Source organism: Microcoleus sp. PH2017_35_SFW_U_B (genome assembly GCF_020737865.1).
GTDB lineage: Bacteria > Cyanobacteriota > Cyanobacteriia > Cyanobacteriales > Microcoleaceae > Microcoleus.
Map to the genome: position 1 here is coordinate 1 of NZ_JAEQDE010000094.1, position 26,385 is coordinate 26,385.

Consider the following 26,385-nt stretch of genomic DNA (forward strand, 5'->3'; position numbering starts at 1 on the left):
GAAAACAACGTAATTTCAACGGCCCACTCTTCAACCCGCGGAGGCGGGTTTTGTCTGTATAGGCGCGAATTCCATTCGCCCGCTCTTCTGGCATTCATTTCACGCCAAAATCAAAGATTATGACGTGAGATGAATTTCCGAGTTAACAGCTAAGGAACGAAAATTTAATAATTTAAACAGCTCCTACAGTCCTCTCTCCTATACTCTGGGAAGTAAAAGGAGGCAGAGCCTGGTAACAAGCAAGTCGATTAAGTTATTAAATTGCCATTCCTAATCACATCGGCAAGTCCAGCAATCAGCCGCAGATTGTCCACCCGATCGCGCACGGCGACTCGGAAAAATCGATCGCCCAACTCAGGAAAACTCAAACAATCCCGAATCAAAATCCGGTGTTGTTGCAACAGACTTTTTTGAATTGCAGCCACCGACACCGACGACTCAACTAACAAGAAATTAGCCGCCCCAGCCATTGGCCGCAAACCGGGTAAATCAGCCAAACCCTCAAACAGCTCTCGCCGAGCCCCAGGCAGCCAATCCCAAGTTTGCCGCTCAAAAGCAGCATCTCGCACCATAGCAGCAGCCGCCGCCGCAGCCAAGGCATTCACAGGCCAAGGATCGCGCAGCAACTGCCAGCGACGCAGGATGTCGGGATGGGCGATCGCACATCCCATCCGCAGTCCCGGCAGAGAATAGAATTTGGTGAGCGATCGTAAAATCACCAAATTCGGAAATTCCTCAACTAGAGCGATCGAACTTTGCTGCTCTGCTGGCGGTAGAAAGTCCATAAAGGCCTCATCCACCACCACCATACCCAACTGCTCCAAATAAGGCCGAATCGCCTCCCTACCGAAGAGCAAACCCGTAGGATTGTGAGGGTTGTTTAGCAACAAAGCTCGATCGGCGCCGAGAGCAAGAGGAACCGGGAGAGGGAAAGAAGGAGAGACAAGGGAACCGTTAGAAACCGATAAATCATCGCTTACCAATCCGTTTCCGGTTCCAGCATCCAACGATTTGAGATCCAACCCAGATGTTCCACCATTCTCAATTACTTGTTTGGGAACAGGCAAGATGCCTGTTCCACAAGAAAATTCATCCCTTGTGGAATGGGCATCTTGCCCGTTCTTGACAATGGTGCAAGATGTGAGATCCAAAGGACAATCGAGCACCTGCGCGCCGAAAGCCGAAAGAGCTCGCCAGTAATCGCCAAAAGCCGGAGTCACCAAATAAGTCGCCTCCAGCTTCGACAAATCCCAAGCCGCCCAAGTCAACAATTCCGCCGATCCATTCCCCGGCAAAATCCAATCCGGATCAACATTCAATGCCTCACCCAAAGCAGTCCGGAGCTCTCCATAATCCGGGTCTGGGTAAGCCGTGAGACTGCTCAAATGAGCTTGAATCGCAGCCAGGGCAGACTCAGGAGGGCCCAAAGGACTGATACTGGCAGAAAAATCGAGAATAGCAGAGGGAGGGCAGCCAGCCAATGCGGCTGCCCAAGCTAAATTCCCACCGTGTACAGGTCTAATCAAGACTCAGTTCACCAATTAAATTTTGGGTTCTTTCGGCGGTGCAACTCTGTCCTTAAACAACTTACCTGCGGAAAATGCAGGAACTTTAGTTGCCGGGATTTCCATCTTGTCGCCAGTTTTGGGATTGCGACCCTCCCGGGCCTTGCGTTCCCGCGACTCAAACGAGCCAAAACCGACCAATGTCACCTTGTCGCCGTCGGAGACAGCTTTCATGATTGCTTCCAAGGCTGCACTCAAAACGGCATCTGCCTGTTTTTTCGTGACACTAGCATTTTCGGCCACTACATCAACCAATTCACCTTTGTTCATTCAGAACTCCTTCTGGGATTTGCAAAATACGTTAAACAGAGTTCAACTATTAGCTGTGAGTTGTAACTGTATTGGAGTTTGGGTTGAGAGCGTTTGGGTTATCCCCTATTACTCCAGCCCGCTTCCCCAATTAAGAACTCCTGCTGAATACTAATTACCCTAGGGTAATTGGTCAGAAAAGGAATTTTTGTTTTTAGTTGCTGAAAACCCGACAGCATCTAATTTTCACTGCATTATTCTAAAGTCTTGCCGACCCTTATGGATCGGTGGAACCTTTAATTTATATGGATTCGGACAATTTTTAGAATTAATACCTAAATTTAGGTAAAAAAATACCTCTTTGGAGAGAAGATTTCTTGCCTCCGTGGATTTGAAATTTGAAAATAAGTAAAAATAGCAGGAATAAAATGTCATTTGTCAAGGGTTAAACAAAACTTTTTTTCCTGATTCCTGATTGCTTCTGAGAGAAAGAAGGTGAATTAAAAGGAATAAAGTCTGAATTGTCAAGGGGAAAAGAAATATTTCTTTTCCTCGAACCTCTTCTCTCTTCCCATTCGTGTCACCAATCGCCTAAAAACCTTTGTATCTCTATCTCTCGTTTATAGCCGAGGCCCGATCCCCCTAAATCCCCCTTAAGAAGGGGAGTAGGGGTTGACTTTGAGAAGAATCCTGTCCCTCTCCCCGGATAGTCGTTTGTATCTCTCGTTTATAGCCGAGTCTCGATCCCCCTAAATCCCCCTTAAGAAGGGGAGTAGGGGTTGACTTTGAGAAGAATCCTGTCCCTCTCCCCGGATAGTCGGGGGACTTGGACGACGCTCTTCTCTCCCGGATAGTCGGGGGACTTGGACGACGCTCTTCTCTCCCGGATAGTCGGGGGACTTGGACGACGCTCTTGTCCCCCCCTTCTTAAGGGGGGTTAGGGGGGATCTAGACTCGGCAAATCGTCAGACAGCAGACCGGCACGACTTTTGACCTTAAGTTGACACCTCTTCCTTCATCCCGATGCCCTCTTTGCCCGATGCCCGATGCCCGATGCCCCATGCCTACTGTCTGGGTTGGACGGGCTGACTGCGCTGCAACAGTTGGCGGGCGTCGGGACTGATGTTGTTTTGGTAGCCAAAGTTCGATCGATCGCTATCATCCAAAATCTGGGGAGTCAGCAATACAATCAACTCTGCCCGCTGGTTATCCTTAGTGGTGCTCCTGAACAGCGAACCGATAATCGGCAAATCTCCCAAAATCGGAATCTTGTTTGCTGTAATCCGTTCTTCGTCGCGGATAATCCCCGAAACAATCAAAGTTTGACCGTCCCGCAGGCGAATTAGCCCCGATTGCAACGATCGCTCGCCCAGCAGCGTTATCTGATTGGTGTTCGCGCCCGTGGCCAGATCTCGAGTGGAGCCCGGTGTCCTGATAATCGGGTTCACCCGCAAAGAAACAAAGCCATTATCGTCAACCCGATCGATCGCCACCCCCAACTGCAAACCGGCCTTATCTTTCACTGCCGTCGTGGTTGTGGTACTTGTATTTCCCGTGGTCTGCGTTTGCTGAGTGATGTTAGTAATTATCTCATCAGTAATATTCACATTCGCCGTTTCTCCTTCTTGAACCACCAGAGTTGGATCGGTGAGGATTTTGGCATTCCGGGTTTCAATAGTTGCCTGCAACGCCGACAGGAACCTCCTCGGATATTGCAACAGCGGGAACAGGGCGAAAGTCGCACTGCCACCCGGGCCAGGCTCGTAAGTTTCAACCCCAACTCGTCCGGGGTTACCAGTAATTGCTGTCGGGCGGAGGAACACCCCGCCACTGTTAGGTACGTTGATTAAATTGCCATTCCGATCGTAGGTAGGAGTCCCTGTTAGAGGCACGTTGATTAAATTGCCCCTCTGATCGTAGATAGGCTCCACGGCTCCTATGGGGTTGGGGACGATCGGCGGAGTCGATCGATTGTTGGGATTGTTGACATCACCGACTGTAGCCGGCCGCAAGCCACCAAAATTGAGACTTGCTACTCCGTCCTGATTGACAAAGAAATTGTTATTAATTCCGAAAGAGAAACTGCTGCTACTTCTGTTGTTTCCCAGCAAGTTGACATCGATCACCTTGACGTTGACAGCCACTTGACGGCGGCGCAAATCTAGCTGAGTCAAGAAAGCTACCGCAACATCAACTTTGCGGGGGTCGCCCACCAAAGTGATGGAATTGAGCCTCGCATCCGCCAGCACCGACAGTCCCCTCAGCAAGAGCGGCCCGTTGCCATCCTTGGCGCCGATCGCCTTAATGTCCGGTTCCCGAATTTCCACATCCCGCGCCGTATTTCCCTGGCCCACGGTTTGAATAGTCACCCGAGTAATGGGGAGTTGAGTTTCTGCACCTTGAGCACTCAAAAAGTTAGCTGCATCGGTAGATCTGACTTGATTGAGTCGCAGCGTCCGAACGATAATATTGCGCGAGTCCAGAGGCAAATTAGAACCGACAAAAATCGTGCGCCCGACGCGGTTGGCTTGCAGCCCGCTGATCCGCAGCACGTAGTTGAAAACATCTTGCACCGACTCATTTTCGATGTCCAAAGAAATCTTCGGCCCTTCATCGGCGCCTCCTGCTGCTCCCGGTGCGGCCGCCGGAGCGGCTTGGCCTGGTTGGCCGGGGGCCCCGCCGCCTGTAAAAGCAATGTTCAATCCCGCAGCCCTGGCCAGCAGAGCTAAAACGTCGCGGACTGGGGCATCGCGCAGCACCAAACGGGGGATGCGTTCTCCCGAACTCAGTTCAATACTTGCCCCAGCCGGCGCGATGTTAGAAACTGCGATATCTCCCAAGGGCGGCGCTACAGCCCGCGGCTGGAAAGACGGAGCTTGATTGTTCTGAGATTGTATTTCGCTGGGGAGGGGCGGGCGATCGTTCCTAGTAATAGTAACTTCGGGATTTTGCAGCATCACGCCCGGGGTTTGCGACGTGCGGACGGGGGCCGGCCGGGAAGTTGTTGGGCTCAGCGGCAGTCCTGGAGGTGGCGGAGGTACATTTTGGGCTTGGTTTAGCGAGGGCAATGCAGCCTGTGTTGCTGGGGCAGACTGCGCTGTCCCGCCCTGTCCGGCAACGGTGAGGACGATGCTTTGGCCTTGTCCGGGCACAAATTGTCCGTTGGGAATTCCGTTGGTTCCTGCCACTACAACGCGGATGCTGTTAGCTTCTACCTGGGTGATTTCTACTGAGGAAATGCCCGGAGCTGGGTTATCTTGCCGGAAGCTGTTGCCTTGGCGCAGGCGGAGCTGGGTGTTGGTAATCGTGGCTTGGTAGGTATTGCCGCTGTTGATGCCAAAAACTTGCGGGCGATCGCCCTTTTCGGTAGCTAGGACAATATTTACGCCATTATTAGCTTGACTTACTTGCACTCCTGTGACTTTAGTCGGCGCTGCCGAGACTGGCGCTTGGGCGAGCATAACTCCGGCAACGCTGCTCAAGAGTCCTCCACTTAACCGTAGATGCTGTTTCACGTTCTCTCCTCTACACTTTATTATTTATGGGCATGGGGCATGGGGCATGGGGCATGGGGCATGGGGCATGGGGCATGGGGCATGGGGCATGGGGCATGGGGCATGGGGCATGGGTTATTAGTTATTGGTTATTGGTGAGGGCCTACTAATGTCCAATGCCCAATGCCCCATGCCCTGGGAAGGCCGATGCCCACGGAGCCCTATGGGCACATCATCTTACTGAAACGAAGGCTATATCTTCTCGATTCGAGCCTGTGTTTGAAGGAAGAAGTTAGAATGAATTCGGCAAAAAGCCTAATTTTAGATTGCCATATATTTTTGTTCGCGGCATTCATATTTTGGCGTTCTATCTTCTACCTCCTGCTGAAAAAGCAACTTTCAAAAAAGAGCTAATATCAGCAATAATACGGCTACTTAGCAGCAGGACTTGGAGCCGGAGTTGGCAGTTTTTCTTCTTGCTTTAACGGCAGCAGCGCGTGCAAGTCAAAAGCCGTTTTAATTTTAGTTTGTGGCTGCTCCACAGGGACTATTCTTCCCTTCAAAAAATCTATTTGCATAGACTGAGTTGATGTTAGCAATTCAGATTTCAAATTCCTCACTACCAACAGCGACTGCATCAACTCCAAGTTACGCATGAAATTGCGGGTTTGAGCGAAACTGCCTTCAAACTCTACCTTATATTTTTTGCGTCTGAGCTTGCCAGCCAGGGACGGCCCGAAGGACGTATCGCTGAGAATATCAGGGTCGGGAGCTCCCGGCACGGGTGCTGGTGCTCCTGCTGGCGGGACATCCGGCTCAAATTTGGTAATTTTAGCCTTGAGGTCGTCCCCTTGCACGCCGGCGTTGATGCGATTAACCAGTTGGTTCATGTCAAGCAGCAGCGTGTTAGATCCTGCGTCGCTAGCAAACATTGCCGTCACGTTGGCCCGGCGCTGTTTGGCTTCTTCTTGCTTTGCTTGTGCTTCTGACTTTTTGAGAATTAGAGTTTGCAATTCGACTTGCGTTTTCTTGCTGGCGGCAATTTTTTGTTTAATTTCGTCGCTTTTTTGGAATTCCGGGAGTACGAACTGGGAGCCGACGTAGCCGGCTATTCCGAGGCCGAGAACCGCGATGCCTATTGCTTGGACTTGGGGTGTCAGCTTAATGCCAAATATTTCCTGAGTCCCTGCTTCTTCTGCTTGTGCCCCGCTGGGAATAAACTCTGCTGTCATGGTTTTTTCACCTCTGTTTTTTCTGGTTCTAGCACTCCTTTTTCTTGAAGTGTTTCTATCCGTATTGCTAGCCCGTCTGCTTGCTTGCTCCGCAGCTCGGGGAGCAACTCGGAGGCGCCAGTCGGGCTGAGCGTTGTTTCAATTTTATATTCCACCACCGGCCGCAGTTTGGGAAGTTCTGCTGCTGCTGCGTTTGGGTTCCGCACTTGTAATTGCGTGGGGTTGCTTTTTAATGTGGCCGCTACCAGTTTGGTATCGGTGTTGAGGAAGAAAGGAGAGCGCTGGACTAGAAGCATAAAGTCGTTAACTTGAGCAAAGGTACTGGCTATCCCTGAAATTTGTACTTTTGCCGCCTGTGGCGGGGCGACTGGGATAGGAGCAGCCACCGGGGTGGGGCTGGCTGGGGATGGACTCGCGCCGGGGGATGGACTCGCGCCGGGGGATGCGGCGGGAGTTGCCGCGGGGGGAGGGGGTGCTGCTGCAACGGGGGCGGGACTGGGGTCGATTTGCTCGATTTTGGCAATTTGCAGTCCGGCGGGAGTGCGGGCACTCAGGTCTTGCAGCATCGCCGACCAAGGTTTAATTTGGTCGAATACTCCGGCTAATGCTTTGTATTCGGCGGTAACTTTGTCGGTTTCGGCGTTGATGGCTTTGATGGCGTTGGCTTGAGTGCTTAACCTTGCCAGTTCTTGTTCGATGTTTGCTTGTTCTGTAGCCAAGCTGCTATTTTGGCTGGTCGCCCACCACCAGGCGCCCATGACGGCGGCATTGAGACCCAAGGCAAACAGCCCCGCCCCAATTAGGGGCAGTTGGTCTTTGGCTCCCCCGGAACTTCTTCTAGCTGAGCTTTTGGCTGCTGTGACTGGTTTGTAGTCGGGGCGATCGTTGAGAAAATTAATATCTAGGCTGTACATGGCTTCACTGGATTTTATAGCAGAAGGAAGAAGGAAGAAGGAAGAAGGAAGAAGGAAGAAGGAAGAAGGAAGAAGGCATGAAAGGCTTGGCTCAAGGTAAAAAGAAGGAAGAAGGAAGAAGGAGGAAATCCTGTGGAAGGTGCAATCTGCCGCATGGTTTGAGCAATTAAGAACGTCCCAACCGTCTTGGCTGTTGCTATAGATTTTAATTTGAAATTTTAGATTTTAGACAGAGCGCCAGATTGCCGGTATAAGTGAAGGATTTATTTAGGGAAGAAAGAAACAACTTTCTGCCTTCTACTGAAGGAAGTGGTTGCTTCTACCTCCGATATTCTACCTTTTACCTTTTACCTTTTACCTCCAATATTCTACCTTCTGTATCAGGGGGCTTCTTTTTGCGGAAGAAGCTTTTTCCTAAAATTCTCAAATCTGTTTTTCTATTATCTAAAACTCTTAGGTCACATTACCTCCCTGAGTCCTAAACCTAAGGCTACTCCTAAGCCTGCTCGCTGTTCTGGGCTAATTTCTTCGCTGATTTCGAGTCCTAGGGTTTCGATTGGGTCTACTTGAGATGCCGGCAAGCTTAATCTTTGCATGAAAAATTCGTCAAGTTTGCCGATCGCAGCTCCTGGCCCTGCTAGCAACAGTTGCGCTACTTCGAGTTCTTCGCTCTGGTTGAGGTAAAAGTCTACTGAACGGCGCAGTTCGTCTGCTAGTTCTCCCAATACTTTAATCATCGCATTGGTGCCGGGATTGGTGTCTCCCGATGCGCCCATTGTGTCTGTGACTGGTAGGGTCATGCCTTGCAGTTCGCTGGTGTCTCTGGTGGGAGGCAGGTTCATGGCTTGGTTGAGGGCGGTCTGGATTTGGTAGGTGCCGATCGGGATGGTACGGTTAAATTGCGGTATGCCGTCCACTACTATAGCTAACTCGGTACTGTCAAATTCTATGTCGGTGAGGACTGCTGCTTCTTGGGAGGAAAATTGTTGCAGTTGGTCTTTGAGGGTGCGGATCAGAGCAAAGCTGGTTACTTCTAACACGTCTATATCCAGTCCGGCTTCTTTGAAGGTTTCGATGTATGTATCGGTAACTTCTCTGCGGGTTGCAACTAATACGACTTGCACTTTTTCTACGCCGTCGTCATCTACAAATAGGCCTATTTTTTGATAGTCTACGTCGGCGTCTTCTCTGGGAAACGGCAAGTACAGCCCTGCTTCTGCGTTCATGTAATCCCGGAGTTCTTCTTCGTTGAGCTCTGCGGGAACTGGAATTAGCCTGATCACGGCTTCGCGGCCGGGAATGGCGGTGGCTACTTTCTTGGCTTTGATTTTGTTTTCAGCCATCAGGGTGCGTATTAGTTCTGCCATTCCCGGCGGATCGACTATTTGCCCTTCTTGTATGATGTCTTCTGGTACTTCCATTGAGGCTAGGAGACCCAATTTTAATGCCTGAGCTTTCTTTTCGATCTGAATGATGTTGATGCGATCTGGGGCTATTTCGATCCCGATTCCAGGCTGGCGTGGGGAAAGTAGACCTTTGAAAAAGTTAACCATAGGATTGGGTCGTCGGTAATTGGTATTTTTTTATGTTGTACGCTTGCCAGCCTGATTGGGCCGTTGGCTGTTGGAAGATTGGTTTCCAACTCCCGCCGATACTGCGATCGCTGCGATCTCGGTATCCCGCCTGATTCTGCGCTGCACAGTCTTTGTGGCGCGATCGCCAGTTTCGATTTTATGCTATCCAATTTACTTGACAATAGCTATTCTGTTGCGAATGTCAACAAATTTAAACTCGATCGACCGAAAACCTGCCGGTTATGCAGCAAAACCGACTCTCTCCCTCCCGGGCCCGCACACAAAACTCTGGCGCTTGAGCCCAGGAGGGCTTTGGGAGGGCGATGCTTGTTTTCTCCTTAGCTAACCTTGAATCTCAAAATTTATTTCTATGAAACGTAAATCTTGGCAACTGTTCGCTGTGTTTGGGCTGGTGGGGCTGCTGCTGGCTGCGGTAGTAAGTTGCAGCAAGCCGGCTGTTAATTCCCAGGCCAAGAATGCGGACGCGATCGAGTTTTGGACTATGCAACTGCAACCTCAGTTTACTGATTATTTCAACAAGACGATCGCCGGTTTTGAAGCGGAAAATCCCGGAGTGAAGGTGCGCTGGGTGGACGTGCCTTGGTCGGCGATGGAAAGCAAGATTTTGGGGGCTGTGTCGGCGAAAACTGCGCCGGATGTGGTGAACCTGAATCCTGATTTTGCTTCGCTGTTGGCGGGGCGCAATGCTTGGCTGGATTTGGACTCTCGGATTTCGCAGCAAGTGCGATCGAGCTATCTGCCAAATATCTGGAAAGCTAGTGTACTTGAGGGCAAGACTTTTGGCATTCCTTGGTATCTTACAACTCCGGTAACTATTTACAATACGGATTTGTTTAAAAAAGCTGGAATTACCAAGCCTCCGGCTACCTATGCCGAGTTGGCAACTGTTGCAAAACAGGTAAAAGAGAAAACTGGTAAGTTTGCTTTTTTTGCGACTTTTGTACCGGAGGATTCGGCGGAAGTGTTGCAATCTTTCGTGCAGATGGGTGTGCCTTTGGTGGACGCTCAAGGTAAGGCTGCTTTTAATACAGCTAAGGGCAAAGCTGTTTTTCAGTATTGGGTTGATTTGTACAAGGGCGGGCTGTTACCGCAGGATGTTTTGGTGCAGGGACACCGCAGGGCGATCGAGCTTTATCAAGCTGGAGAAACTGCTTTGTTGGGTTCCGGGCCTCAGTTTTTAAAGGCGATCGCCGAGAATGCTCCGAGTATTGGTGCTGTTTCAACTGCTGCGCCTCAAATTACCGGAGAAACTGGCAAGAAAACTGTGGCAGTAATGAATTTAGTTATCCCTCGCGATAGCAAGCGGCCTGATGATGCTGTCAAGTTTGCTTTGTACGTAACTAATTCTCAAAATCAGTTAGCTTTTGCGAAGGCTGCTAATGTTTTGCCTTCCACGATTGAGACTTTGCAGGACGGTTATTTTAAGAGCGTTCCTGCCGATGCTGCTTCGAGCGATCGAGCTAGGATTATCAGCGCTTCTGGGTTGGACAAAGCCGAGTTGTTGATTCCGCCTCTCAAGGATGTTAAGAAGTTGCAAAAGGCAATTTATGACAATTTGCAAGCGGCAATGTTAGGCGAAAAACCAGTAGAGCAAGCTGTCACTGATGCGGCGACGGCTTGGAATCAAAGGTAGTTTTTTATTAAAGCTGGGGCAACTTTTTTTTTAGTTCGCCCCTTGCTTTTTTTTGCAACTTGACATATCATTAAATAATGGAAATCCGTGTCGCCATATATATAAGTCAATATCAGCATTAAAATTATCATCCTAGGTTCGTAGTGAGGACTTTAGTCCTTCTTTAGTACAACTAATATTATCGTTTCCGGTTGTATGGTCAGGTGATTTAACCGCAGAGAACACAGAGGACACAGAGAGAGAGAATAGAGATCTGAATGCAAGACGATGGTATCGGATTTGATATAGATTGCTCACGAGAAACCCGTGCGATCGCTCCTGCATATAAGTTATAATTAAACTAGGTAATAACTCCGACGCTACCGCAGGAGGCAACTATGCAAATTAAAAACAGCAATCCAATGGGAAAAGTTTTTGCCACTCTGACAATCATTAATCGAGCCGACCAAATTCGGGCAGAAGATGGGACGATTCTAGAAGACCAAATTCGGTCGATCGTCCTCAAAAACGTATTGGTGGACACAGGGGCTACTACCTTGTGTCTGCCAAAAGAGGCGATCGCCAAACTGGGACTAAAACTCCTCAAAGAAGTAGACGTAGCAACAGCAATGGGTATTGGCAAAGCCCGCATTTTTCAAGATGCTAAAATATCAATGTTTGACCGGGAAGGCACTTTCGAGTGCTTGGAGTTACCGGGAGGTAATGATGCACTTTTGGGTGTCATACCTTTAGAATCATTGGGATTGGAAATAGACTTGCAAAATCAAATCTTGAAACCTTTACCCATCAGTCCGACTGAAACCTATTTGACGATTTTGTAGCGCTAACCCCCATTTTTGAGACGGTTGTGCGTTGACAAGTGCGATCGTTTTTCTCGATTCAGCAATATTGTAGCGTTCGTCAGCGAGGGCCCTAATTTTCAGGTGGGGAATCAGAAGTGGCTGATGCACCCTACTATTTTATGAAAACTAATATTATCGTTTCGAGTTGTATGGGAATAATTTAACCACAGAGAACACAGAGGACACAGAGGGAGAGAATAGAGATCTGAATGCAGGTTATGACAATTTGCAAGCGGCAATGTTAGGTGAAAAACCAGTAGAGGAAGCTGTCACTGATGCGGCGGCGGCTTGGAATCAAAGGTAGTTTTTTATTAAAGCTGGGGCAACTTTTTTTTTAGTTCGCCTCTTGCTTTTTTTTGCAACTTGACATATCATTAAATAATGGAAATCCGTGCCGCCATATATATAGGTCAATATCGGCATTAAAACTATTATCCTAGGTTCGTAGTGAGGACTTTAGTCCTTCTTTAGTAAAAGTAATATTATCGTTTCGAGTTGTATGGGAATAATTTAACCGCAGAGAACACAGAGGACACAGAGAGAGAATAGAGATTTGAATGGAGGACAATGGTATCGGCTGAATAAGTAGGGCTAGAAGTTATTCTAGTTGTCAAGGCAAGCCCAAGGGATGAAGAGAAGACTTTAGTTGGTGCATTTAGCTTTTGGGGTTTTCAAGTCCCAAAAGCCTTTCGACATCAATTATGCAATCGCCCCTCTTGACTTGTCAAGACAGTATCTACAGAATTTTGGAATGGTTTTTGTGAAGCGAGCCCCAACCGACTACCAATTAATATGAGGATATTTCCATTCGTAATAATTGGGAAACACAAAATTAGTAAACGAAACCGAAATACTCACATCCAGGGATTTTACGTGATGCCACCAACCCACAGGAATAAAAATAACTTCTCCCGGTTCCAAAATCACCTCAATGATTTTCGCCTCTCTGTAAAGCGGATACTTTTCGTAGTCAGGATTTTCGCCGTCAACCTTGCTGAAAACTCCGACATGATTGTAAAGTAGAGGTGTTTGCTGCGGACAAATCAACTTAATTAATTTGCGTCCCGATACCTGTGCTAAAACTAAGTTAACCGGGTCGTGGTGTAGCGGTGTAATTGTACCTTTCGGGCCAAACCAAAAGAAAATTCTGCCTTTGGTATCGTCGGGAGTCAGATATTCTGGGAAAATTTCAAAGTCGTTGAATAGCGGTTTAAATTCTTCTCTTTCCAGAGTTTGGTTGTTAGCAACCATGTAGCAGTCGTTGCTAGGGCCGCCGTTGACGACCATATCTATATATTCGCGGAACTGAACGGTTTTTTTGTGGTTGTGTATCTTAATTTCGTAATCCGGATCGGAATTGCGGTTGGCTTGAATTTCCACCTCTGCATCGCCGTATTTTTCCTGCAAATACTCTGGCGTCCACAACTGTAAGGCTTTCCAGTTGTGCATGATGTTGGTAATAATTACCGGAGTGTTTTTTGCGTAGTAATTTTCGAGAAAATACTCTCTAGAAAGACTGCTTTTCCGTTCGATTGTGCCAAACTTGGAAGAGAGGGCTGCTAATTGATTGTTGATGGTTAGTTGCGATTCCAGTTTCTGCAATAACTGTACGTAATGGCTGCCTGCTTGGAAGTACGGATGAGAGGATATTTTGGTAACTTCTGCGGTTGCTGTTTCGGCATCAACGCCTGTATTTATTAGGCCTTGAATGATGTCTGCATCTGGTAAATTTAATAGTTTGTTAGCCGCCACCCACTGTTTCAGGTTGTCGGGGACTTCTGGCTTGCTTGGCGCTGCTGCGAGTAGATTGGGCAAGTTTTGTGTCAGCCATTCTAGATTAACCTGTTGTTGTTCTGTGAGGGTAATCCGTAAGGGGGGAAGTGTGATGGTTAGGGGTTGGGTGTCAGGCATGATTGGAGTGTTTTGTTTTGGGGTGGTTTTGTTTTGCTTGAAGTTGCTTAACTAATATAGCAATCTGGTTGGATTTGTGAATGAGTTTTTTTATGAACTGCGAGAATAAACAGGCGAGACGCCTGTTCCACGGGTGCTAATAAAGAGAGAGAGGGTTGCTATAACTATTTTAGCTTAACGAGTGTTGGCTGTTTGAGTTTTCGGGGTGCGATCGCTTTTGTCCGGATTTTTTTAGTAATTTAAAATTAAAGTTGAATGTTTTTGATCCAGTCGCGGGTTCCGAAAAATTTGCAGGAATCGGAAGCTATCTTAGCTGCGGCGGTTAGGGCGTTTGTAAAGTTTTCTTGTAAAATGTAGTGACAGAAAGCGCCGTGAAAGATGTCGCCAGCGCCTAAAGTGTCGGCGGCTTGAATTTGAGGCACTTCTAAACTACCGAAACTGTCATTGCTGAAGTATTGAATCGGTTTTTCGCCGCGAGTGATGGCAAGGTGGGGAATTCCGGCTGCTGAGAGATAAGCAAAGACTTGTTGGGAATTGTGACAGTCTGGTGGATGAAAGTTATCCGAACACACAGCCCATTCAACGAAGGGCAATATTTTTTCTAATCCGGATTTCCAACTGCCGCCATCGAGGACGATTGGAATGTTTTTTGATTGGGCGAGTTGAGCAATTTCTTGGCTGGCTGGGATTTGATGTCCGTCAAACAGTATGATATTAACTGATGTTAAAATATCTCGGTTAATTGCTTGGCTGTCAACCTGGGATTTAGTAGCATTCACTGAGATTACTGCCCGATCGCCCGTTGCTTGAGTTACGATAATCGAAGAGACTGGCGGAGAGTGCGATCGCCCTGGCTGCAAATCCATTATCCTGACATTGTACTCTGCTAAGTCTGCACGGATTAATTGGGCGATCGCGTGAGTACCGAAAACTCCCGCCAACACCGCCGCATTCCCCAAACCGCTAAAAGCCACCGCAGCATTTGTCGCCGGCCCGCCCGCAGCAATGGTAGAATCAACAGCAACAACTTTCTGATTTTCCCCCGGAGGCTTGGAGGCTAAATAAATTAAATCCAAAGTCGCCAATCCCAAAAACAATCCAGTCTTCATAATCTGTCTGATATTTTTTCTTGTGATATTGGTTCTTAAATCTGTGGCATGGGCGTCCCGCCCGTGTTATATCTGCGGTTAAAAATAAAAAACATCAAAATGCAGCCAAATCCCAATACAGGAACACTGTACATTGTCGGAACGCCGATCGGCAATCTCGAAGATATGACATATCGCGCCATCCGAATTTTGCAAACAGCAGACTTCATCGCCGCCGAAGACACGCGCCACACGGGCAAACTTTTACACCACTTTCAAATAAAAACGCCCCAAATCAGCTATCACGAACATAACCAACACCAGCGACTCCCGGAATTAATCGATAAACTGCTGTTAGGAAAAAGTATCGCCCTCGTCACCGACGCCGGAATGCCCGGAATTTCTGACCCTGGATACGAGTTAGTCAAAGCCTGCGCCGATGCTAATATTAACATTATTCCGATTCCCGGCCCGAGCGCTTGTATAGTTGGGATAAGTGCATCGGGATTACCTACAGACAGATTTGTGTTTGAAGGATTTTTACCCACCAAAGGTCAAGAACGCCAGCGGAGTTTAGAAAGTTTGCAAATAGAATCGCGCACTATTATCTTATACGAATCTCCGCACCGATTGCGGCAAACTTTACAAGATTTAGCAAACACCTTGGGAAGCGACAGACAGATTGTACTGGCGCGGGAGTTGACTAAAATGCACGAAGAATTTTGGCGCGGTAGTATGGAAAGTGCGATCGAACTTTACACCACACGCGAACCCCAAGGAGAATTCACCCTAGTGATTGCCGGTATCCAAACAAACGCACCAATTTTCTCAGAAGACGCCATCAAAGCCGAATTGCAAACATTAATTGCAGAAGGTGTAAGTCGTTCCCAAGCCAGCCGCCAACTCGCGCAACAAACATCCCTCCCCCGCCGCCAAATCTACCAACTAGCCCTCACAATTGGCGACAACGAATCACCAGAACAACCTTTAGAAGACTTGTGAATAACTCTCTCTTCTCCTTCTCTGCGCCCTCTGCGCCCTCTGCGGTTAAATAAAAAAAGCTAAATAATCACACTAATAAATTCTATGGTACGCGGAAACTACGATCGCCAAAAACCCTATTTACGCAACCCCCACATCAACAAACCAATCGCCGAAATCTATGCAGACTTAGACGCCTTTAGCTGGGAGATATTTGAAGACCAACCCCACCGCTTCGATACAGTCAGTTTCTACGTCTTGCTTCCCCCGCTGTTTTACGAAGGAAAATTCATCAAAGGGATTTACTTCAGCGAAGGAGTCGAACTGATAAACAAACTATTTCCCCAACTTTCCTCAGTATTTCATTCCTTCACCTATTCCCCCGGAACCTCCTACTCCTGGGCACCCGTAGCCGACGCCTACTCCAGTTTATACAAAAACCCGCAGCGAGCCAAGTGGTTTCGCGAAACATATCCCGATCGCGCCAACAAACCAATCATACCACTGCAAGACACCGACTTCATCAACGAATACTTAATTTCCCCTCGCAACGTCCCCGCCAAAGACATCGACCTCCTCGCCGTCGCCCGATTTTCCGAAGAAAAGAACTTGCCGATGATTGCCAAAGCCTTAAAAATTTATCGGCAAAAGTATCCGCAAAAACTCATAAAATTAACAGTTGTCAGCGGTCACGACTTTGATGTTAATAACTTGAAAACTCTCGACGAGAACGCCTTAAAAGAATTGCACGAAGTTGAAACAATTTTAGGAAATACCTCCGACTACATCAACTTACTGCCGCGAGTTGACTACTATCAAGAAATCCCTAACTATTATTCGCGGGCACAAGCATTCGTCCTGGGTTCCCTTCTCGAAGGCAAAAACCGGGGAATTACCGAAGCCATGAGTTGCAACGTACCAGTAATTTGTTTTGAAGAATTCAACCAATACGCCCGAGGAAACTCGCCCGTTTTCCCGGAAGGTGCGGGTCTTTATTCCAAATTTGACGCGGAATCCTTAGCGGATACGATTCATACAGTATTGCAAAATAAAACTGAATTCAAACCGCGATATCAGTATTTAAAGCATTGCGGCCGCAAGAACTTTTTTAATACTTGCCTTGACAGTTTTCCCTACTACCAGCATAACATTCCCGACTACAAAACGGGAGCGGGATTTAAGAATTTGTGGCTGGATTTGGCCGTGCAGCAAAATTATCAAGTCAGCTTGGATAGTTTTTTGTATGGAGGTTCTCCGCTATCTCACATTCGCGGGACAAATGCGATCGGGCAAAATCTCGGTGAATTAACCAAGTTTTTAGGCTAATTCCCAATTAATTATGTAGGGTGCGTCAGTTGGGTTTGTTTGATGATAATCGAGTAAATTAAATCTGACTCACCGACTTAAGATGTAATTCTTGATACTAAAATCTAAAATCTAAAATCTAAAATCTAAAATCTAAAATAGTATTAGGATGTCACTCAGCAGGAGAAACACAGAATGCACGACTTAAAAGTTGTCATTATCGGTGCCGGAATTGGTGGCTTAACTGCCGGTATCGCCCTCCAACAAGCAGGTTATGAAGTTGCAATTTACGATCGCGTAAAAGAACTGCGTCCAGCAGGCGCTGGTATCTCCATGTGGTCGAACGGCGTCAAAGTTCTCAACCGCCTTGGTTTAGGCGCAAATATGGCGCAAATTGGCGGAAAAATGGAGCGCATGGAATACCGCACCAAAATCGGTCAACTGCTAAATGACATCGATTTAATGCCGCTAATTCAACAAGTCGGTCAGCGTCCTTATCCGGTGGCGCGCCGTGACTTACAACAAATGTTATTAGCAGCTTTTAAGGAAGAAGTCAAGCTCGATCGCAAATGTATTGCCGTGGAAGAAGACGCAACCGGAGTAACTGCAATTTTTGAGAACGGAGACAAAGCGCGCGGCGATTTGTTGGTGGCTGCTGACGGCGTTCGCTCAATTTTGCGAACCCATGTATTGGGCTGCGAAGTACAGCCGAAATACGGCGGTTATATCAATTGGAACGGGCTAGTAGCGGCGGATGAAGCACTAGCGCCGCCAAATACTTGGGCGATTTATGTCGGTGACTGCAAGCGCGCCTCATTAATGCCCGTAGCGGGCGATCGCTTTTACTTTTTCTTTGATGTTCCGTTACCCACAGGAACTCCCGCCAATCCCGACAATTACAAAGCCGAACTTAAAGAACATTTTGCAGGTTGGGCCGAACCAGTGCAATTGTTGATAGAAAGATTAGATCCCAATACAGTCGCCCGCCCGGAAATTCACGACGTAGGCCCGATCGACTCCTACGTTCGCGGTAGAGTTGCTTTGCTGGGAGATTCCGCCCACGCTACCTGCCCGGATTTGGGCCAGGGAGGCTGTCAAGCCATGGAAGATGGACTCGTACTCAGCAACTACCTTTCGACTACGAATTTAGGCGTAGAATACGCGCTCAAACGCTACGAAACTGAGCGCAAGCAGCGGGCGAATGCAGTTGTCGAAAAAGCGCGCCAGCGTGCCGAACAAATTCACGGCAAAGATCCGCAGGTGACACAACTTTGGTACGAACAACTGGCTAAGGAACAGCCAAGTGATGTCACAGATGCGATCGCCAAAGTCATCATGGCAGGGCCCCTACACTAGCACAATCTTCTAGCGGGAAAATCAATCAAAAATTAGCATTTAACCTTACAATAATGTCAGGCAAACTTACTACTCACGTTCTCGACACAGCCCGCGGCTGTCCGGCGGCAAATATGTCGATCGCCCTGCAATCAATTGACCCCAACTCCGGCGCCAAAATCCTGCTAAAAACTGTAACAACTAATGCTGACGGCCGCACCGCTGCTCCGCTACTATCAGAAAACGAGTTCAAACCGGGAATTTATGAATTAGTCTTTGCTGTTGGCGAATACTTCGCGCAGTCCGCCGAAAATTTGCCCGATCCGCCTTTTTTAAACAGCGTTCCAATTCAGTTCGGCATCGCCGACCCAAGCTCACACTATCACGTACCGCTGTTAGTTTCGCCTTGGTCGTACAGCACCTATCGCGGTAGTTGATTAAACAGTTGACAGTTGACAGTTGACAGTTGACAGTTGACAGTTGACAGTTGACAGTTGACAGTTGACAGTTGAGGGCGCAGTGTTTATCGCGGTAGGGTGCATCGCCCATAGCAGTTCTCAAGAAAGTGAGGTACCCTCTCAAGCTATTACCAATTACCAATTACCAATTTGTCAACTGTACCTCATCTATCTGAGAAAGGCTATATATTTGTAAATATCCAAAATTGTTGGAGCGACGCACCATGCTTTAACTAAAGAGGGGAGATGTCAAATAATTAATTTAAAATTAAAAAAACCATGTTAGTCACAAAACAACCTGTTTTCAAACGCTTCTGGTATCCCGTTATTCCCGTCGCCGAATTGTCAGGCGAACCAAAACCTTTTGTATTATTAGGTCAGCCGATCGCACTTTGGCTCGATTCTGAAGGCCAACCCGCAGCAGTAGAAGACCGCTGCTGTCACCGCACTGCTAAACTTTCCCTGGGAAAAGTTGTCAGCGGCAACATTTCCTGTGCTTACCACGGCTGGACATTCAACTCGTCAGGAACTTGTGTCAGCGTTCCACAACAGCCAAACGGCTCGATTTCTGGCAACTACAAAGTAAAATCTTATCAGGCTTGCGATCGCTACGGATACGTTTGGGTTTGTTTGGACGAACCAATCGCCGAGATTCCCAATATTCCCGAAGCAGCAGACCCCAACTACCGCCAAATTCACGAATTTTACGAACCTTGGAATTGTGCGGGATTGCGGGTGATGGAAAACGAATTAGATATGGCTCATCCTACTTTTGTACATACCGCAACTTTCGGCAGCGAAGAGCATCTCACGCCCGATGTGATGGAGTTTACAGAAACAGAATGGGAACTGCATTACCGAAGTGTTTTGGGTGTCGCTAATCCCGCCGAACAACAGCAAAACTTAAACATAGAGCAAGCTGAAACCGTGCGGACAATAGACGGAATTTGGTTTCTACCGTTTACCGTCAAGCTGCGGATTGCTTACCCAAACGGACTCGTTCACATCATCGTCAATACCATGACTCCGATTGACGATGCGACTTCTCAAATGGTGCAGTTTTGCCTCCGGAACGATACCGAAAATGAGGCAAAAACCAGCGATATTATTGCCTTCGATCGCGCTGTTACTTTAGAAGACAAGCGGATTTTAGAAACAACAGATTGGGACGTACCGCTCGACATCGCCCAAGAGCAACATATGCTGACAGATAAGCCGGGAATCATCATCCGCCACAAAATTGCTGCACTTCTAAAAGCCCACGGCGAAGTCGAACAAACTAAAGTCAGTTGACAGTTGACAGTTGACAGTTGACAGTTGACAGTTGACAGTTGACAGTTGACAGTTGACAGTTGACAGTTGACAGTTGACAGTTGACAGTTGAATCCCTAAAAAAGATCGACAATCTCACAGCGACGCACCTGACCAACTTCTTTGGTAGCAATATTTTTTAGAAATGGTATTAATTAATTTAATTAGCAATGCAATACTCTCTCATTGAACTCAACGAAATGAGCCAGGAGACATTTACAGAAGCCTTGGGCGCGATTTTTGAACGCACTCCCACAGTCGCCCGTTGCACTTGGGACGATCGCCCTTTTGCCTCCACAGCCGACTTGCGCGCTAAAATGGTAACAGTCGTCAATTCCATGACTGGGGAAGAAAAATTAGCATTAATTCAAGCACACCCGGACTTGGGAAGCAAAGCAAAAATGGCTGTAGCATCGGTTAACGAACAAGCCGGCGCAGGTTTGGATCGGCTATCTGTCGCAGAGTTCGATCGCTTGCAATCCCTCAACCGATCGTACCGCGAAAAGTTCGGTTTTCCCTTCATTGTGGCGGTGAAAAACCAGACAAAAACCAGCATTCTTGAAGCATTTGAGCGCCGCCTCAACAATTCCCCAGAAACTGAAATGCAGCAGGCTTTAACAGAAATCTATGAGATTGCGCGGTTTCGCCTTGAGTCGGCTATTGGGAAAGAGGATTGAAGTCCTCACTACGTTAACTGCGGGAAAATGCCCGCAAAAATGCCGTCAGAATTGCTGGCACTGTACCAATGCCAAACCACAGCGCAAACAGTGGCACTAAAATGCTACTTTTGGTACAGTATTGAATCCAAGTGAGGCTCATGTCTAAATTTTTATATTTCCAAATCCTAGTGACAGCAACACCCTCACTATTTTGTATTAGCCTGCTGCATTCTCCGGCAAGCTCTGCTGCGGAAGTTTCCTATAATAAAACTCAAGAAATAATAGCCTCGCCAGGCGACTTACCGCTGGTTGATGCCGCCCAGTCACAAAGTGCGTTAGCGAAGCCCTCGAAGAGGATCGCCCAAATTGAAACAGCGGCAAATCCCGCATCAACGCCAGAAACAATCGCTGATGCCAAACCACAAAAGCCAGAAAAAGCCGAGAGTATTTCCCTCACAACAAACAGCGAAAAAATAGCAGAGATTTCTCAAACCAACGATGTCAACCAGACAAATATAACATCCGAAAAATCCGCTAGATGGCCAGTTGCGCTAGAGCCAAATTCCACAAAAACAAAGCCTGCACAAACCCTAGAACTAACTGCCGATATTTCAGCGAAACCAACAACAAACAAAGAATCGGAAGTCGCCGCAACTTCCCAACCAAATAATCTGCAACCGACAGATACAGCAACTCAAGAATCCAGCGAATCAAACGTCTTATCAGAATCAATTCAAACCCCAGAAAAACCAGCGCCGACAAACATCACCCAAATCCAAGCAGACAGCTTAGAAGCAACCAATCCTTCCGCCTCGCCGGAGATGGAACAAGTCACATCAGTTTCCCAACTCAGCGACGTTAAACCCACAGATTGGGCATTTGGCGCGCTGCAATCATTAGTAGAACGCTACGGCTGCATAGCTGGATATCCCGACGGCACTTATCGCCCAAATCGAGCCATGACTCGCTACGAATTCGCCGCCGGTTTGAATGCGTGCCTCGATAAAGTTGCTGAGTTGATAACAGCAGGAACCTCGAATTTAGTTAAAAAAGAGGATTTACAGAAACTCCAGAGACTACAAGAAGAATTTGCCGCAGAACTAGCAATGCTGCGCGGTAGAATCGATGTATTAGAAGCTCGCACGGCGAATTTAGAATCGAATCAATTCTCAACTACCACAAAACTCAATGCGACGGTTTGGTTCAACCTCACCTCAGCATTTCCGACTGGCGATATCACCGCAGAACGCAGCCGCACCGCCCCCGGAAGCCCGTTTGCTGCCCCAACTCGCGATGCTAACAATCGACCGACTCGCGTTGAGCGCGGGCAGCCTGAAACTACTTTTAGTTACTATGCTTTCCTGACGCTAAACACTTCGTTTACTGGCAAAGATTCCCTGGTAACTCAGTTGGTTTTCGGCAACGGCAACTCGCCTGCAAACGAATTAGTTTCGGCGGGCTTTTACAACTCGTGGGGAAGTCCTTTTTTAGATCAAACTGGTGCGCCAACGGCTAATGCTGTGGGAATTCGCGAGATGTCCTACACGTTTCCCGTCGGAGATAAAGTCCAAGTTGCGATCGGGCCGCGATTGAATTATTATCGATATTTTGATGGCAACCGTTTCACATTTTATCTGAAAGGGGCAACGAGTTTTAACTCGAACGGAAGTACACTGTTAAATGCAGTCGATCGCGGTTCTGGTGCTGTTGTCAGTTGGCAAGTTGCCAAGCCGCTGAAGTTGACGGCTGCTTATATGGCTGAAAATACAGAATTTTTGAATCCTGCTGTATTTAATACTGCTAGCAATCCCAGGGATGGTTTGTTTAACAGTTCCAACACAATGACAGCGCAGTTGGAATACGCCCCCAGCAATTCTTTCAATCTGCGGCTGATTTACGCGCGATCGAGCCTCAAACCTTATAATGGATTTATTGGCGGTGCTGTGGGCGAACCGCTGCCTTACGGTTATGCGGATGACGGTTTTGGGGGAAGAGTTAGAGACTCCGGTGCTGATACTTTTGTGGTTAATTTTGATTGGTTGTTGAGCCGGAATTTTGGTTTGTTCGGGCGGTATTCCTACGGCCAGCTTGAGGTAAATCCGGTAAATCGCGATCGCTCTGGCGGAGACATTAAAGTACAATCTTTTCAAGTTGGCATTGGATTTCCGGATCTGGGAAAAAAGGGCGCGCTGGGTGTACTTTCATTTGTGGTTCCCCACGATTATATCTCGGGTCGCAGGTTCTTGCTCTCGGGCGGCGGCAATGGAGGTACTCAGTACGAGGTAGAGGGTTCGTATTATTACCCGATTACTAATAATATTGCGATCGTCCCGGCATTCTACGCTATCTTTAATGCCAACAATTTTGATAGCAATCCCACCGTGTTTGTGGGCAATCTTCGCACTCAGTTCAGCTTCTGAGCGAACAAGCAAGATGCCTGTTCCACAAGGAATAAATTTTATGGTGGAACAGGCATCCTGCCTGTTATTGAGAATGGTTGACAAACCTCTAATGTGCTGTATGATTAATAATGAGTCAGCCAAAGTCATTTAATATCAATTCCGGCTGCATCGGAATTATTAGCTGCCAAAATGAGGAGACGGCTTGGCCTTTGTCCCTACAATCAATCTGGGGTAGGGACAAAGGCCAAGCCGTCTCCTCTATATCATTCCGGCGCAGCCGGAATTGATATAACATAACAACCTGAGATATGAGGCTGAATCAACAATCTTTAACAATAGCAAACCAACTCTATTTAAAACTTAAGGACAACTGACTTTGGGTCTTTCATTTCGCGCGATTCGCCGCACTCAATCTCTGCACGAACAGACTTATCAAGCTCTCCGAACTGCTATCCTGTCGGGGGAATTAGTGGCTGGAGAACGCTTGATCGAAACTCAACTGGCAGATATGCTCAACGTCAGCCGGACTCCGGTGAGAGAGGCTTTGTGCGAACTGCAACGTGAAAATTTAGTTACGGCAGATCCGCATCACGGATTGCGCGTCGCTACGCTGTCGATCGCAGATGCAGCAGATCTTTATGATTGTCGGATTGCTTTGGAACAGCTATCGGTAGCCGAGACCTGCCAAAATGCGACACCGGCTCAAGTTCAACAATTGGAAGCGATTGTGTTGCAGGCAGAAAGTACGACATATTTGCGATCGGGCGAATTGACAAATTATCAATTGCTTTACGCTGACTGCCAATTTCACCGCTTGCTAGCCCAAAGTTCCGGCAATCCTTGGTTAGTAACTTTATTAGATCAGGTATTTGACAAAATGATATTAGTGCGGCTTCGCACGATGGAATACAATCCCGGAGTATTGGAAATCCGCAGCGAACACCGTCGCATTTTTCAAGCTGTCATCGAACAAAATCCCGTCGCAGCAGCCGCAGCAATTCAAGAACATTTAATTGCCAGTAAAGCGCGGGTAATTAAAGAAATTCAGGAGATAGAAGGGAAACAGTTGACAGTTGACAGTTGACAGTTGACAGTTGACAGTTGACAGTTGACAGTTGTTAATCAAAAAAAACTGAAAACTGATAACTAACAACTGTAGTTCGCGATCGCACTTGCGCCCTCACAAACCCGGTTTCTTACTATATTTCTCGTTCCCGAAGAGCAAAACTCGTAGAAACCGGGTTTCGACGCACCGATGCGTAATCAATGAACAGACAACAGTCAAGTGTCAACTCTTCTCTAAGCAACCGGGCAAGCTGTCCACTGCCAACTATCAACTGTAAACTATAGCAATCCTAATTGATTTTCTAGATCTCAAAAACCTGAAGATCTTACTATACAAGGAGTCGAGGAAGACAAGCGGGCGTTGTTTTGTGAGAATCAGATCGGATTACTATATCAACTGTCAACTATCAACTGTCAACTGTCAACTGTTATATATGCCAGTAAATTATCCGCGAGACTTAATCGGTTACGGGCAAAATCCCCCCGATCCTCAATGGCCGGATCGATCGCGCATAGCACTGCAATTTGTGATCAATTACGAAGAAGGTGGAGAAACCTGCATCCTGCACGGCGACGGTTCTTCGGAAACATTTCTGTCAGAGATTGTCGGCGCCGAACCCCTATCGGGACTGCGCCACATGAATATGGAATCCTGTTATGAATACGGCAGTCGGGCCGGTTTTTGGCGCCTCCACCGGATGTTTACTTCTCGGAAGATACCGGTGACTGTTTACGGCGTGGCGATGGCGTTAGAAAGGCATCCCGAAGCCGTTGCAGCGATGTTGGAGGCTGATTGGGAAATTGCCAGCCACGGCTACCGCTGGATTGATTATAAGTATTTTGGGGAAGAGGCGGAACGGGAACATTTGCACAGGGCGATCGCCATTCACACGCAAGTTACCGGCAGCCGTCCCCTCGGCTGGTATACGGGACGCACGAGCCCGCACACCCGCAAGCTAGTAGTGGAAGAAGGCGGTTTTCTCTACGATGCCGACAGCTATGCGGATGACTTGCCTTACTGGGTGTACGAGTGCGATCGGCCTCACTTGGTAATTCCTTATACCCTTGACAATAACGATATGCGGTTTGCTACGAGTCAGGGGTTTAACTCTGGGGATCAGTTTTTTGCTTACCTACGCGATGCTTTTGATTTACTCTACGCCGAGGGCGAGATTGCACCCAAAATGATGAGTGTGGGGCTGCACTGCCGCTTGACGGGGAGGCCTGGGCGGGCGGCAGCTTTGGCGCGTTTTTTGGATTATGTACAGCAGCATGAGAGGGTTTGGATATGTCGCCGCATTGATATTGCCCGACATTGGCATGAATATCAAAAACCGATGGTTTCTAAGAAGGACTGAAGTCCTTACTACGAACCTGGGAGGACTGAAGTCCTTACTACGAACCTGGGAGGACTGAAGTCCTGACTGCTGACATCTTGCACCCATGTCAAGAACAGGCAAGATGCCTGTTCCACAAAGGGTGAGTTTGATTCTGGGGTGTCTCGCCCGTGGGGTGGGCGTCTCGCCCGCCCGTAAAAGGCTGATTGCAAATGGTGCAAGATCTCAGTAGTGCGAAATTGCTTTGTAAGCGGCCCATCCACCGCGATCGGAAATATCTTCCCATTGGTATTTCTCTACTAACTCGCGAGGGTAGAGGAAAGCGGTTAATACTTCCCCGTCTTCCAAAATCACATCGGATGGATACATATGTGGGGGTTCTCCGGCTGCAAGCTGTTCAAAGTCTGCGACAGTTAATTCGTACACTTCTCCCGGAATTGATACGCCTCCGGTAGCCACTTCGTAAATTGCAGGATGCCAGCCATTTTCTGCGGAGTACAAGCGGTAAATCGGACGAGTTTTGGCTTCTCTGATGAACTTTGCTTCTCCCAGGTTGCTGTTGTCCGGCTGACCCCGCAGGGCGGAACCGCAAATGAATACTCGTTTGCTTACAATTGGTGTTTGACTCATAAGTAGAAGGAAGAAGGAAGAAGGAAGAAGGAAGAAGGAAGAACGAAGAAGGAAGGAGGTAGAAGGTAGGAGGTAGAAGGAAGAAGGCTATAAAGGCTATAAAGGCTATAAAGGCTATAAAGGCTGCGCCAGCGGGTAAACAGAAGACATACAGGCCAAGATTTTTAGCGATCGGTATTTTACGTTTAATTAGGTGGATTGACTCATATCACCCGATCGATAAAAATGTACTTGTTTCTACAGTTAAATCGCTGCGATCGCTTTATGCTGCGTGCTGTATTTTGATTGCAGCAGTTTAAGTGCTACAGCCGATCGCCTGTTGTAGGCAAAACTACATTATTTTACAGATTTAACCTGTCTGGGATACATTCTACAATAA

23 protein-coding genes are annotated in these 26,385 nt (G+C 47.7%); 12 read left to right on the forward strand and 11 right to left on the reverse strand.

The genetic code is table 11. The features are described 5' to 3' along the window. Nucleotides 1-248: 248 nt before the first annotated feature. From JGK36_RS24965 to pilM, 6 genes are all read right to left on the reverse strand, one after another. Nucleotides 249-1,526 (reverse strand): histidinol-phosphate transaminase, encoded by a 1,278-nt coding sequence (locus JGK36_RS24965; RefSeq protein WP_293198377.1) that lies wholly within the window; start codon nt 1,524-1,526, stop codon nt 249-251. A gap of 15 nt (nt 1,527-1,541) precedes the next feature. Beyond that, nucleotides 1,542-1,835 (reverse strand): HU family DNA-binding protein, encoded by a 294-nt coding sequence (locus JGK36_RS24970; protein ID WP_293148925.1) that lies wholly within the window; start codon nt 1,833-1,835, stop codon nt 1,542-1,544. 1,043 nt (nt 1,836-2,878) lie between these two features. Next, nucleotides 2,879-5,329, reverse strand: coding sequence for a type IV pilus secretin family protein (locus JGK36_RS24975; protein WP_293191556.1), 2,451 nt, complete (start codon nt 5,327-5,329; stop codon nt 2,879-2,881). A 410-nt stretch (nt 5,330-5,739) separates the two neighbouring features. Further along, entirely contained in the window at nt 5,740-6,540 is an 801-nt protein-coding gene (locus JGK36_RS24980; RefSeq protein ID WP_293182090.1) for a pilus assembly protein PilO, read from the reverse strand. After that, the gene (locus JGK36_RS24985) at nt 6,537-7,454 is read right to left on the reverse strand and encodes a PilN domain-containing protein (protein WP_293182088.1); all 918 of its coding nucleotides are present in this window, start codon (nt 7,452-7,454) and stop codon (nt 6,537-6,539) included. The genes JGK36_RS24980 and JGK36_RS24985 overlap by 4 nt, the downstream gene beginning before the upstream one ends. A gap of 458 nt (nt 7,455-7,912) precedes the next feature. Continuing rightward, the gene (gene pilM, locus JGK36_RS24990; RefSeq protein ID WP_293182086.1) at nt 7,913-9,007 is read right to left on the reverse strand and encodes a type IV pilus assembly protein PilM; all 1,095 of its coding nucleotides are present in this window, start codon (nt 9,005-9,007) and stop codon (nt 7,913-7,915) included. 70 nt (nt 9,008-9,077) lie between these two features. On the opposite strand from pilM, the gene JGK36_RS24995 reads away from it, so the two are divergent. The 3 genes from JGK36_RS24995 to JGK36_RS25005 all read left to right on the forward strand — a co-directional run bounded on the left by JGK36_RS24995 (nt 9,078) and on the right by JGK36_RS25005 (nt 11,503). Then, a complete protein-coding gene (locus JGK36_RS24995) occupies nt 9,078-9,374 on the forward strand; it encodes a hypothetical protein (protein ID WP_293182084.1) in 297 nt (98 codons plus the stop codon). Between the two features lie 24 nt (nt 9,375-9,398). Next, on the forward strand, nt 9,399-10,682 hold the full coding sequence (locus JGK36_RS25000) for an ABC transporter substrate-binding protein (protein ID WP_293198380.1): 1,284 nt from the start codon (nt 9,399-9,401) through the stop codon (nt 10,680-10,682). A 377-nt stretch (nt 10,683-11,059) separates the two neighbouring features. Then, complete coding sequence (locus JGK36_RS25005) at nt 11,060-11,503, forward strand: retroviral-like aspartic protease family protein (RefSeq protein ID WP_293182080.1); 444 nt, start codon at nt 11,060-11,062, stop codon at nt 11,501-11,503. An 801-nt stretch (nt 11,504-12,304) separates the two neighbouring features. On the opposite strand, the gene JGK36_RS25010 is transcribed toward JGK36_RS25005, so the two are convergent. Both JGK36_RS25010 and JGK36_RS25015 read right to left on the reverse strand, forming a co-directional pair. After that, nucleotides 12,305-13,435, reverse strand: a complete 1,131-nt coding sequence (locus JGK36_RS25010) for a cupin-like domain-containing protein (protein WP_293198383.1) — start codon at nt 13,433-13,435, stop codon at nt 12,305-12,307. A 245-nt stretch (nt 13,436-13,680) separates the two neighbouring features. Next, the gene (locus JGK36_RS25015) at nt 13,681-14,544 is read right to left on the reverse strand and encodes a PfkB family carbohydrate kinase (RefSeq protein WP_293198387.1); all 864 of its coding nucleotides are present in this window, start codon (nt 14,542-14,544) and stop codon (nt 13,681-13,683) included. A gap of 99 nt (nt 14,545-14,643) precedes the next feature. On the opposite strand from JGK36_RS25015, the gene rsmI reads away from it, so the two are divergent. From rsmI to uraD, 6 genes are all read left to right on the forward strand, one after another. Then, nucleotides 14,644-15,525: a 16S rRNA (cytidine(1402)-2'-O)-methyltransferase gene (gene rsmI, locus JGK36_RS25020; RefSeq protein WP_293198390.1), complete on the forward strand. Its 882-nt coding sequence runs from the start codon at nt 14,644-14,646 to the stop codon at nt 15,523-15,525. Between the two features lie 84 nt (nt 15,526-15,609). Continuing rightward, nucleotides 15,610-16,830 carry a glycosyltransferase gene (locus JGK36_RS25025; protein ID WP_293182072.1) on the forward strand — a complete coding sequence of 407 codons (1,221 nt, stop codon included), beginning with the start codon at nt 15,610-15,612 and terminating at the stop codon, nt 16,828-16,830. A 174-nt stretch (nt 16,831-17,004) separates the two neighbouring features. Then, complete coding sequence (hpxO, locus tag JGK36_RS25030; RefSeq protein WP_293191538.1) at nt 17,005-18,165, forward strand: FAD-dependent urate hydroxylase HpxO; 1,161 nt, start codon at nt 17,005-17,007, stop codon at nt 18,163-18,165. A gap of 53 nt (nt 18,166-18,218) precedes the next feature. After that, nucleotides 18,219-18,581, forward strand: coding sequence for a hydroxyisourate hydrolase (gene uraH, locus JGK36_RS25035; RefSeq protein WP_293182068.1), 363 nt, complete (start codon nt 18,219-18,221; stop codon nt 18,579-18,581). Nucleotides 18,582-18,881: 300 nt separating this feature from the next. Beyond that, complete coding sequence (locus tag JGK36_RS25040; RefSeq protein WP_293182066.1) at nt 18,882-19,895, forward strand: aromatic ring-hydroxylating dioxygenase subunit alpha; 1,014 nt, start codon at nt 18,882-18,884, stop codon at nt 19,893-19,895. 188 nt (nt 19,896-20,083) lie between these two features. Continuing rightward, nucleotides 20,084-20,590: a 2-oxo-4-hydroxy-4-carboxy-5-ureidoimidazoline decarboxylase gene (gene uraD / locus JGK36_RS25045; RefSeq protein ID WP_293182064.1), complete on the forward strand. Its 507-nt coding sequence runs from the start codon at nt 20,084-20,086 to the stop codon at nt 20,588-20,590. 13 nt (nt 20,591-20,603) lie between these two features. Here the strand turns inward: uraD and JGK36_RS25050 are convergent, their stop codons facing one another. Beyond that, entirely contained in the window at nt 20,604-20,732 is a 129-nt protein-coding gene (locus JGK36_RS25050) for a hypothetical protein (RefSeq protein WP_293182062.1), read from the reverse strand. Between JGK36_RS25050 and JGK36_RS25055 the strand changes: the two genes are divergently transcribed. After that, nucleotides 20,731-22,992 (forward strand): iron uptake porin, encoded by a 2,262-nt coding sequence (locus JGK36_RS25055; RefSeq protein WP_293198393.1) that lies wholly within the window; start codon nt 20,731-20,733, stop codon nt 22,990-22,992. The genes JGK36_RS25050 and JGK36_RS25055 overlap by 2 nt on opposite strands. A 115-nt stretch (nt 22,993-23,107) precedes the next feature. Here JGK36_RS25055 and JGK36_RS25060 read toward each other — a convergent pair whose 3' ends face one another. Further along, nucleotides 23,108-23,269: a hypothetical protein gene (locus JGK36_RS25060; RefSeq protein ID WP_293182059.1), complete on the reverse strand. Its 162-nt coding sequence runs from the start codon at nt 23,267-23,269 to the stop codon at nt 23,108-23,110. A gap of 81 nt (nt 23,270-23,350) precedes the next feature. Here JGK36_RS25060 and JGK36_RS25065 point away from each other — a divergent pair, with 81 nt between their 5' ends. Together JGK36_RS25065 and puuE are read left to right on the forward strand one after the other, a co-directional pair. Beyond that, nucleotides 23,351-24,058 (forward strand): GntR family transcriptional regulator, encoded by a 708-nt coding sequence (locus JGK36_RS25065; protein ID WP_293182057.1) that lies wholly within the window; start codon nt 23,351-23,353, stop codon nt 24,056-24,058. A 415-nt stretch (nt 24,059-24,473) separates the two neighbouring features. Continuing rightward, entirely contained in the window at nt 24,474-25,397 is a 924-nt protein-coding gene (puuE, locus tag JGK36_RS25070) for an allantoinase PuuE (RefSeq protein ID WP_293182055.1), read from the forward strand. 204 nt (nt 25,398-25,601) lie between these two features. Here the strand turns inward: puuE and JGK36_RS25075 are convergent, their stop codons facing one another. Then, nucleotides 25,602-26,006, reverse strand: coding sequence for a gamma-glutamylcyclotransferase (locus JGK36_RS25075; protein ID WP_293182053.1), 405 nt, complete (start codon nt 26,004-26,006; stop codon nt 25,602-25,604). Nucleotides 26,007-26,385: the final 379 nt, after the last annotated feature.

What these genes read in the sequence shown, in the direction of transcription:
- JGK36_RS25055 (WP_293198393.1), top strand. Translation starts at nt 20,731, where the DNA reads ATGTCTAAATTTTTATATTTCCAAATCCTAGTGACAGCAACACCCTCA.
- JGK36_RS25025 (WP_293182072.1), top strand. Translation starts at nt 15,610, where the DNA reads ATGGTACGCGGAAACTACGATCGCCAAAAACCCTATTTACGCAACCCC.
- puuE (WP_293182055.1), top strand. Translation starts at nt 24,474, where the DNA reads ATGCCAGTAAATTATCCGCGAGACTTAATCGGTTACGGGCAAAATCCC.
- uraD (WP_293182064.1), top strand. Translation starts at nt 20,084, where the DNA reads ATGCAATACTCTCTCATTGAACTCAACGAAATGAGCCAGGAGACATTT.
- JGK36_RS24985 (WP_293182088.1), bottom strand. Translation starts at nt 7,454, where the DNA reads ATGTACAGCCTAGATATTAATTTTCTCAACGATCGCCCCGACTACAAA.
- JGK36_RS25060 (WP_293182059.1), bottom strand. Translation starts at nt 23,269, where the DNA reads ATGTTATATCAATTCCGGCTGCGCCGGAATGATATAGAGGAGACGGCT.
- JGK36_RS25005 (WP_293182080.1), top strand. Translation starts at nt 11,060, where the DNA reads ATGCAAATTAAAAACAGCAATCCAATGGGAAAAGTTTTTGCCACTCTG.
- JGK36_RS25010 (WP_293198383.1), bottom strand. Translation starts at nt 13,435, where the DNA reads ATGCCTGACACCCAACCCCTAACCATCACACTTCCCCCCTTACGGATT.
- uraH (WP_293182068.1), top strand. Translation starts at nt 18,219, where the DNA reads ATGTCAGGCAAACTTACTACTCACGTTCTCGACACAGCCCGCGGCTGT.
- pilM (WP_293182086.1), bottom strand. Translation starts at nt 9,007, where the DNA reads ATGGTTAACTTTTTCAAAGGTCTACTTTCCCCACGCCAGCCTGGAATC.
- JGK36_RS24970 (WP_293148925.1), bottom strand. Translation starts at nt 1,835, where the DNA reads ATGAACAAAGGTGAATTGGTTGATGTAGTGGCCGAAAATGCTAGTGTC.
- JGK36_RS25040 (WP_293182066.1), top strand. Translation starts at nt 18,882, where the DNA reads ATGTTAGTCACAAAACAACCTGTTTTCAAACGCTTCTGGTATCCCGTT.
- JGK36_RS24980 (WP_293182090.1), bottom strand. Translation starts at nt 6,540, where the DNA reads ATGACAGCAGAGTTTATTCCCAGCGGGGCACAAGCAGAAGAAGCAGGG.
- rsmI (WP_293198390.1), top strand. Translation starts at nt 14,644, where the DNA reads ATGCAGCCAAATCCCAATACAGGAACACTGTACATTGTCGGAACGCCG.
- hpxO (WP_293191538.1), top strand. Translation starts at nt 17,005, where the DNA reads ATGCACGACTTAAAAGTTGTCATTATCGGTGCCGGAATTGGTGGCTTA.
- JGK36_RS25015 (WP_293198387.1), bottom strand. Translation starts at nt 14,544, where the DNA reads ATGAAGACTGGATTGTTTTTGGGATTGGCGACTTTGGATTTAATTTAT.
- JGK36_RS25050 (WP_293182062.1), bottom strand. Translation starts at nt 20,732, where the DNA reads ATGAGCCTCACTTGGATTCAATACTGTACCAAAAGTAGCATTTTAGTG.
- JGK36_RS25000 (WP_293198380.1), top strand. Translation starts at nt 9,399, where the DNA reads ATGAAACGTAAATCTTGGCAACTGTTCGCTGTGTTTGGGCTGGTGGGG.
- JGK36_RS25075 (WP_293182053.1), bottom strand. Translation starts at nt 26,006, where the DNA reads ATGAGTCAAACACCAATTGTAAGCAAACGAGTATTCATTTGCGGTTCC.